This window comes from Catenibacterium sp. CAG:290 (assembly GCF_000437715.1).
Classification (GTDB): Bacteria; Bacillota_I; Bacilli_A; order Erysipelotrichales; family Coprobacillaceae; genus Catenibacterium; species Catenibacterium mitsuoka_A.
In genome coordinates this window covers 28,695-36,030 of the sequence record NZ_FR898771.1, presented here as the reverse complement: position 1 = coordinate 36,030, position 7,336 = coordinate 28,695, and the positions used below count along the sequence as shown (strand labels likewise).

Annotated in this window: 7 protein-coding genes; all 7 read left to right on the top strand. The window is 34.9% G+C overall.

The genetic code is table 11. From position 1 onward, the window contains the following. Positions 1-37 precede the first annotated feature (37 nt). The 7 genes from QVO42_RS01505 to QVO42_RS01475 all read left to right on the top strand — a co-directional run bounded on the left by QVO42_RS01505 (position 38) and on the right by QVO42_RS01475 (position 7,334). Positions 38-235, top strand: a complete 198-nt coding sequence (locus QVO42_RS01505) for a type II toxin-antitoxin system HicA family toxin (protein WP_022424425.1) — start codon at positions 38-40, stop codon at positions 233-235. A gap of 263 nt (positions 236-498) precedes the next feature. Next, positions 499-615, top strand: coding sequence for a putative holin-like toxin (locus QVO42_RS01500; protein WP_281492890.1), 117 nt, complete (start codon positions 499-501; stop codon positions 613-615). A gap of 237 nt (positions 616-852) precedes the next feature. After that, on the top strand, positions 853-1,989 hold the full coding sequence (locus tag QVO42_RS01495) for a DEAD/DEAH box helicase (protein WP_022424424.1): 1,137 nt from the start codon (positions 853-855) through the stop codon (positions 1,987-1,989). A 221-nt stretch (positions 1,990-2,210) separates the two neighbouring features. Further along, positions 2,211-2,621 carry a phosphoribosyltransferase gene (locus QVO42_RS01490; protein ID WP_246784102.1) on the top strand — a complete coding sequence of 137 codons (411 nt, stop codon included), beginning with the start codon at positions 2,211-2,213 and terminating at the stop codon, positions 2,619-2,621. 66 nt (positions 2,622-2,687) lie between these two features. Continuing rightward, on the top strand, positions 2,688-5,330 hold the full coding sequence (gene secA, locus QVO42_RS01485; protein ID WP_022424422.1) for a preprotein translocase subunit SecA: 2,643 nt from the start codon (positions 2,688-2,690) through the stop codon (positions 5,328-5,330). Then, positions 5,330-6,445 (top strand): peptide chain release factor 2, encoded by a 1,116-nt coding sequence (prfB, locus tag QVO42_RS01480; RefSeq protein ID WP_022424421.1) that lies wholly within the window; start codon positions 5,330-5,332, stop codon positions 6,443-6,445. Before secA ends, prfB begins: the two co-directional genes overlap by 1 nt. Beyond that, the gene (locus tag QVO42_RS01475; RefSeq protein WP_022424420.1) at positions 6,438-7,334 is read left to right on the top strand and encodes a YitT family protein; all 897 of its coding nucleotides are present in this window, start codon (positions 6,438-6,440) and stop codon (positions 7,332-7,334) included. Before prfB ends, QVO42_RS01475 begins: the two co-directional genes overlap by 8 nt. The last annotated feature ends 2 nt before the right edge of the window (positions 7,335-7,336 follow it).

Sequence of the window (7,336 nt, the reverse complement as noted above, 5' to 3'; positions counted from 1 at the left end):
AACTGATTACGTACATATTATACGAGGAGGAAAGACCATGAAAGCAAGAACTTACTCAATCATAGAATTCAAAAGAATATTAGAAAACAATGGTTACCGCTTCCTTAGACATGCGAAAGGGGACCATTGTATTTACTCTAATGGTGAACGCTCTATCACTATTAAGAGGAGTCATGTGAATAAGATGATTGCCCGAAGACTTATTAGAGAATATGATTTGAAAGTAGAAGACTAACATCTTCATTCACAAAACTTAAGCATGAAAACAACCTCTAGGCTATTAATCTAGAGGTTGTTTGTGTATTGTATTTCTGCCAATAAATTAGAATTTATTATGAAATTGTAATAATTGATTACTTATCATGGTAGATAGAATCCTATGATATAATTTGTGCATGGAACAACCGTATACGGTAGGTGGTTATCCTTGGTCGTTATGGCGAAGGTACGCAACCCTTCGTGATTCTTCTCTTAAGTTGAAAACGGAGGTGATGCCTGATGACAACGTATGAAATAATCATGATTATGTTAACGTGTTTGACACTGATCATATCTTTATTGACACTTGTTGTTAGATTACTTCTTATCATTATTGATAAGAACGAAAAAAAGTAACTACCTCGCTCCTAGGAAAAGTTTGAGGTAGTTACTTACCAAAAATAAATCCAAGGACAACCGCTTACTGGTTGTTCCATCTTTCGTTTCTATTATAGTTTACAACAAATTTAAAGTCAATATATGAAGCTATGAGCGATGCTCATAGTTTTTTTTTGAAAAAAATTTAACTTTTTTTGAGAAAAAAAACATCTTCTAGATGTATAGGTTAGTAGAGGGCCAAAGGAGGTGGTGATTGTGAAGTGTCCTGTATGTGGCAATGAGGATGAAAACTACATTAGCTATATCAATAAGAGACCTTATTGTAGAAAGTGCATAGCATTTGGACGTACTTATTTAGATGAAGTTTATCCAATACACAAGACTCCTTTAATAATGACTGATGCGTCCTATCATCTTTCTTTTAGATTATCATCCCGCCAGCAGTTCATCTCTGATCAACTTATCACGAATTATGAGAATGCCACGAATTCTATTGTCCTTGCCGTATGTGGCTCTGGTAAAACAGAAATTTCTTATGCGATTATCAAGCATGTGATTGAAAATGGTGGACGAGTATGCTTCACAATCCCTAGAAGACAATTGTGTATAGAATTACATGAAAGAATTCAGAAGGATTTTCCTCACTTAACCATTGGTCTTCTATATGGGGGCTATCAAGAGAATAGTAATGCTCCCTTAATCATTTGTACAACTCATCAGCTCTATCGATTTGTATCTTCTCCTTTTGATTTAATTATTATGGATGAAGCAGATGCCTTTCCTTTTTATGGAGATGATGTATTGAACTCTATCTTTTATCATGCCTCTAAAAGGTATATTAAATTATCCGCTACATTACTTGAGGAAGATATTCATGATGAATGTGTCATGATCATGAATCGACGCTACCATGGTCATGATCTGCCTGTTCCTCATATTTATATCATTCCTCAATTTTTGTGGCTCATATCCTTGAAATATTGGATTAAGAAACTATTAGAAACACACCAGAAAGTACTCGTATATGTACCTAGGAAAAGTGATGCACAATACTATGCAGACTTATTAAAGGATACATATAAAGTGCAGGGTGTGAGTTCAGAGTCTCCTTATTTAAATGAATATACAAAGGATTTTAAAGAAGGCTTACTAGAAGTTTTAATCACCACAACGATATTAGAAAGAGGAATCACAATAGAAGATGTACAAGTGATTGTATTAGAAGCAGGAGATCGTATATTTGATGAAAGAACATTGATACAGATTGCGGGAAGAGTAGGAAGAAAAATAGGATATGAGGATGGAAGAATATTATTAATAGACAACCATTATTCAAAGGCGATGAAAGGATGTATAAAAACCATTCAGAAGCTCAACAGGATGTCTGTTTGATCTGTTTATCCTCTATATCTAAAACATCTTCTTTTCATCAATTATTTACGCATCACTGTATCTGTTCCTCCTGTTTATCTTTATTTAAGAGAATTGATATTAAGACAAACTTTCAAGGTTATCCGCTACGCATATTATATGCTTACAATGACTTCTTCCGTACCCTGCTTTTTCGTTATAAGGGACAATATGATTATGCCTTAAAGGATGCTTTCTTAGATATGTACAAAAGAGAACTACAAAGACGCTATAAGGATTATTTGATTGTTGTTGCGCCAAGTGCGTCAAAGGCCAATGTTGTGCGTGGTTTCGCCCCTAACCAAGCCATCGCAATGACAATTCACTCTCATGTTTTCAATGGACTTTATAAGAAAGTAGATTATAAACAAAGTGATCAGTCTTATACACAAAGAGCAGGGATACGTGATGTCATTGGTTTAAGAGGTGGTGCATTCCTTAAAAACAGGAAAATATTACTCTTAGATGATGTGATGACTTCTGGAGAAACAATCAAGACCTGTCTTGAATTAATTGAAAAAGAAAAACCTCAAAAAATCGAAATATTGATCCTCTCTATGAAAGAAAAATACCTTGTAAACTTGGGAATAATTAAACAAGCAAGGAGTATATAAAATCTTTTGTTTTTTGCGGTATGTATGATATAATGTATACGATTTTGTATTGAAAGGAGACACATCATGCCTAGTAAAAAACAAGAAATTAGAAAACAAGTTAAGAAAAAGTTGAAAAAGGAAGGAATGGAGCATCAGGAACTCAATCAAGAGGCTGAAATCGTTGATTTAGGTGATCATCGTGGTGATGATATCATTGTAGAATCATTTGACGATATCAAGACAGATGCAAAACCATTACCATTCTCTACAACACCCCAGAAAGAGAAAAAAGGAATTACTGGCCGTATTAAGAGTATTTTCTCACAGGACAGTTCAATTCTACGTAAATTAGAAAAACAGGCAGATGAAATTATTGCGATAGAACCTCAGGCTCAGGCGATGAGTGATGAAGAATTATGTGCTCAGACTCAGTTCTTTAAAGATCGTCTAGCAAAGGGTGAGACATTAGATGATATTTTACCAGAAGCATTTGCGGTTGTACGTGAAGCAGCTTATAGAGTACTAGGACTCAAAGCCTTCAAAGTACAGTTAATGGGTGCTATTTCACTTCATAATGGTGATATTGCAGAAATGAAAACAGGTGAAGGTAAAACTCTAACATCTATCTTCCCAGTTTATTTGAATGCCTTAGATGGTAAGGGTGTTCATGTTGTTACAGTTAACGAATACTTAGCACGTCGTGACTGTGAATTAAATGGACAGGTTTATAAGTTCTTAGGCTTGACTGTTGGTTTAAATGAAAGAGAACTAGATGCAGATGATAAGAGAAAACAGCATGCATGTGATATTACATATACTACAAATGCTGAATTAGGATTCGATTACTTACGTGATAACATGGTCACTAACTATGAAGATAAAGTACTTCGTCCATTACATTATGCATTAGTCGATGAAGTAGACTCTATCTTAATCGATGAATCACGTACTCCATTAATTATTAGTGGTGGTAAGAAGAAAACTGCTTCTATGTATATATCTGCTGACCACTTCGCTAAGAGCTTAAAGAATGAAAAAGATTATCAGGTAGATGTTGAAAGTAAGACATGTACATTAACACCTGATGGTATTGCGAAAGCAGAAAAGGCATTTAATGTAGAAAACCTATATGATCCACAAAATACTGCTTTAGTACACTATATCAACCAGGCACTTAAAGCAAACTATACAATGACTAAGGACATTGAATACATGATTGCGACTGAAGATGGCAGCCATGATATTAGAAATGCTTCTATTATGATCATTGACCAGTTTACTGGACGTGTTATGCCAGGTCGTGCTTATTCTGATGGTTTACATCAGGCTATTGAAGCAAAAGAAGGTGTACCAATCAAAGAAGAAACTGTTACACTTGCCACAATTACTTATCAGAACTTCTTCAGATTATTTGATAAGCTAGCTGGTATGACAGGTACTGCAAAAACTGAAGAAGAAGAATTCCGTCAGATCTATAACATGCGTGTTGTAGTTATTCCTACAAACAAGCCTGTTATTCGTGATGATAAACCAGATTTAGTATTCTCAAGCAAGAAAGCTAAATATGCAGCTATTATTAGAGAAGTAGAAATGCGCCATGCTTATGGTCAGCCAATCCTTCTTGGTACAGTGGCTGTAGAAACATCTGAAATCTTATCTAAGATGTTAAGCGCAAAAGGTATTAAGCATAATACATTAAACGCTAAAAACCATGCCAAAGAAGCTGCTATTATCGCTAAGGCTGGTGTGAAGGGTGCCGTTACTATCGCTACTAACATGGCTGGTCGTGGTACTGATATCAAGCTTGGTGAAGGTGTAGCTGAAATTGGTGGTTTAATGGTTATTGGTTCTGAACGTCATGAATCTAGACGTATCGATAACCAGTTAAGAGGACGTTCTGGTCGTCAGGGTGACCCAGGATGTTCACAGTTCTTTGTATCATTTGAAGATGAATTGATGCAGAGATTCGCAAGTGAAAAGATTAAAGCTCTCACTGATTCATTCATGGATGATGAAGCGATTGAATCTAAGATGGTGACTAAGTCTATTGAAACTGCTCAGAAGCGTGTAGAAGGTCAGAACTTCGATATGCGTAAGCAGTTACTAGAATATGATGATATTATGCGTCAGCAGCGTGAAATCATGTATAAAGAAAGAGATGATATCATGCGTTCTAAAGACTTATCAGAAATCATCAAGGGTGAATTCTTAACAGCTATCGAACTAGATATGCCTAAGTTCACTAATAATGAAGGTAAGAAGCCAGTTGTAGATATTGAAAAATTCTTAAACTACGTTGGTAAGAACTACATGTTATTAAGTGAATTAGTAGCTAAGAATCCAGACAAAGCAGTGAATGATCCTCAGAAGGTCATTGATGCAGTCAGTGAAGTTGTATTCATGAGCTATGAAAACAGATTCAATAAGGATCTAGAAGATTCAGTAAAACTTGATTATGAACGTCGTGTTCTTTTAGGTATCATTGACCATACATGGATCAATCATATTGATGCAATGCAGAAACTTAGAAATGGTATCTACTTAAGAGCTTATGCACAGCGTGATCCTCTTCAGGAATATACAGAAGAAGGTTTCTATATGTTCGAAGAGATGACAAAATCTATTTCTCAGGAAATTGCTCGTAATATTGTCCATATGGGTATCCGTCCTGGTACAGAAGCAGAAATGAACATTCCAGAAATCAAGGTTGAACTTGAATTTAAATAATGGAATTATATGAAATCAAAAACGGGCTGGAAGATGCCCGTTTATTATTAGACCAATTATATGTTTCTGCAAATATTGAAGTACTAAAAAGAGAAATAGAAGGACTAACTGTACAGACAATGGACGAACATTTCTGGGATGATCAGGCACATGCGACTAAAGTATATGCTCATCTAAATGAAATGAAGAAAGTGGCTGATACAGATGATTCTTTAGAAGCAAGCTATAAAGAACTTGTTGAAGTATATGAATATGTCAAGGATACAGAAGATTCTGACTTTATGGCTTCTTTAGAAGAAGATTATATTAAATTCCAAAAGAATCTCGATGAATTTGAAAAGACATTATTATTTAATCAGGAATATGATCATTCTAATGCGATTGTAGAAATTCATCCAGGAGCTGGAGGAACTGAATCTCAGGACTGGGCTGAGATGCTTATGCGTATGTATATACGTTATGGCGAAAAGAAAGGATGGAAGGTTGATGTTGATGATTATCTTGCAGGTGATGAAGCAGGATTAAAATCATGTTCTATCCGTTTTACTGGTTATAATGCGTATGGTCATTTAAGAGCAGAGAAGGGTGTTCATCGACTTGTACGTATTTCACCGTTTGATTCATCAAAAAGAAGACATACATCATTTGCGTCTGTAGAAGTTTCACCTGAATTAGATGATGATATTGAGATTACGATTGATCCTAAAGATTTACGTATTGATACATATCGTGCATCCGGTGCTGGAGGACAGCATATCAATAAAACTGATTCAGCAGTTCGTATTACCCATATTCCTACGAATACAGTTGTTTCTTGTCAGTCACAGCGTTCTCAGTTACAGAACAGAGAACAGGCCATGTTGATGTTAAAGAGTAAATTGTATTTATTGATGCAGGAAGCTCATGCTGAAAAACTATCTGAAATTCAAGGTGAAAAGAAGAATATTGAATGGGGATCTCAAATCCGTTCTTATGTTCTTCATCCTTATTCTATGGTCAAAGATAACCGTTCTGGTTATGAATCAAATGATCCAAAGAAAATATTAGATGGTGATCTTGATGATCTTATTTATGCTTATTTAAGATCTCAAGTTAAGGAGAAAAATAATGAGTAAAATACATTCTGCAAAGAAATTAGTGATTGATTTTATTTTAGTTATGCTAGGTAATGCCATTATGGCTTTAGGTACTGCAGGTTTTGCGGTACCAGCTAAGATTATTCTTGGTGGTGCATCAGGTCTTGCCCTTTCATTCCAGCATTATGTGTTCTATGTTCATTTATCAACACTTGTACTCGCAATTAACATAATCGCATTTGTTGTTGGCTATATTGTATTAGGAAAGAAGTTTGCAGTAGGAACACTTGTTTCTACATTCGCATTCCCATTCTTCCTTGCATTATTTGAAAAGAGTTACTATTTGACACATTTAACTAAGGATACATTACTTGCAGCTGTTTATGCAGGATTCCTTATCGGGGTAGGTTTAGGACTTGTATTAAGACTTGGTTATAGTACAGGTGGTATGGATATTCCACCATTACTTGTGAATAAGTATACAGGTCTTTCTCTAGGATTATTAATTAATATATTTGATATTTTGATTCTACTTATTCAGATCCCATTTTCAAATGTTGAAGAAATCCTCTATGGTATTATTACTGTTGTGATGTCTACATATATTATTGATAAGATGATGTTACTTGGACAAAACAACATCCAGGTTATTGTTGTATCAGAATATTATGAAGAAATTGCTGAACGTTTAATGAAAGATGTAGATCGTGGTTGTACATTTTTAAATATCACAACTGGATTTATGAAGAATGATTCTAAGGCTGTTATGGTAGTCTTAAATAGACGTGAATATGCTGCATTCCATGATATTATTCAGGAAATGGATCCAGAAGCCTTTGAAATTACAAGTGAAGTTCATAGTGTAAACGGAAGAGGCTTTACATTACCTAACGTTAATCTTGATAGATGGTCTTCAAAAGAAATTTAAAA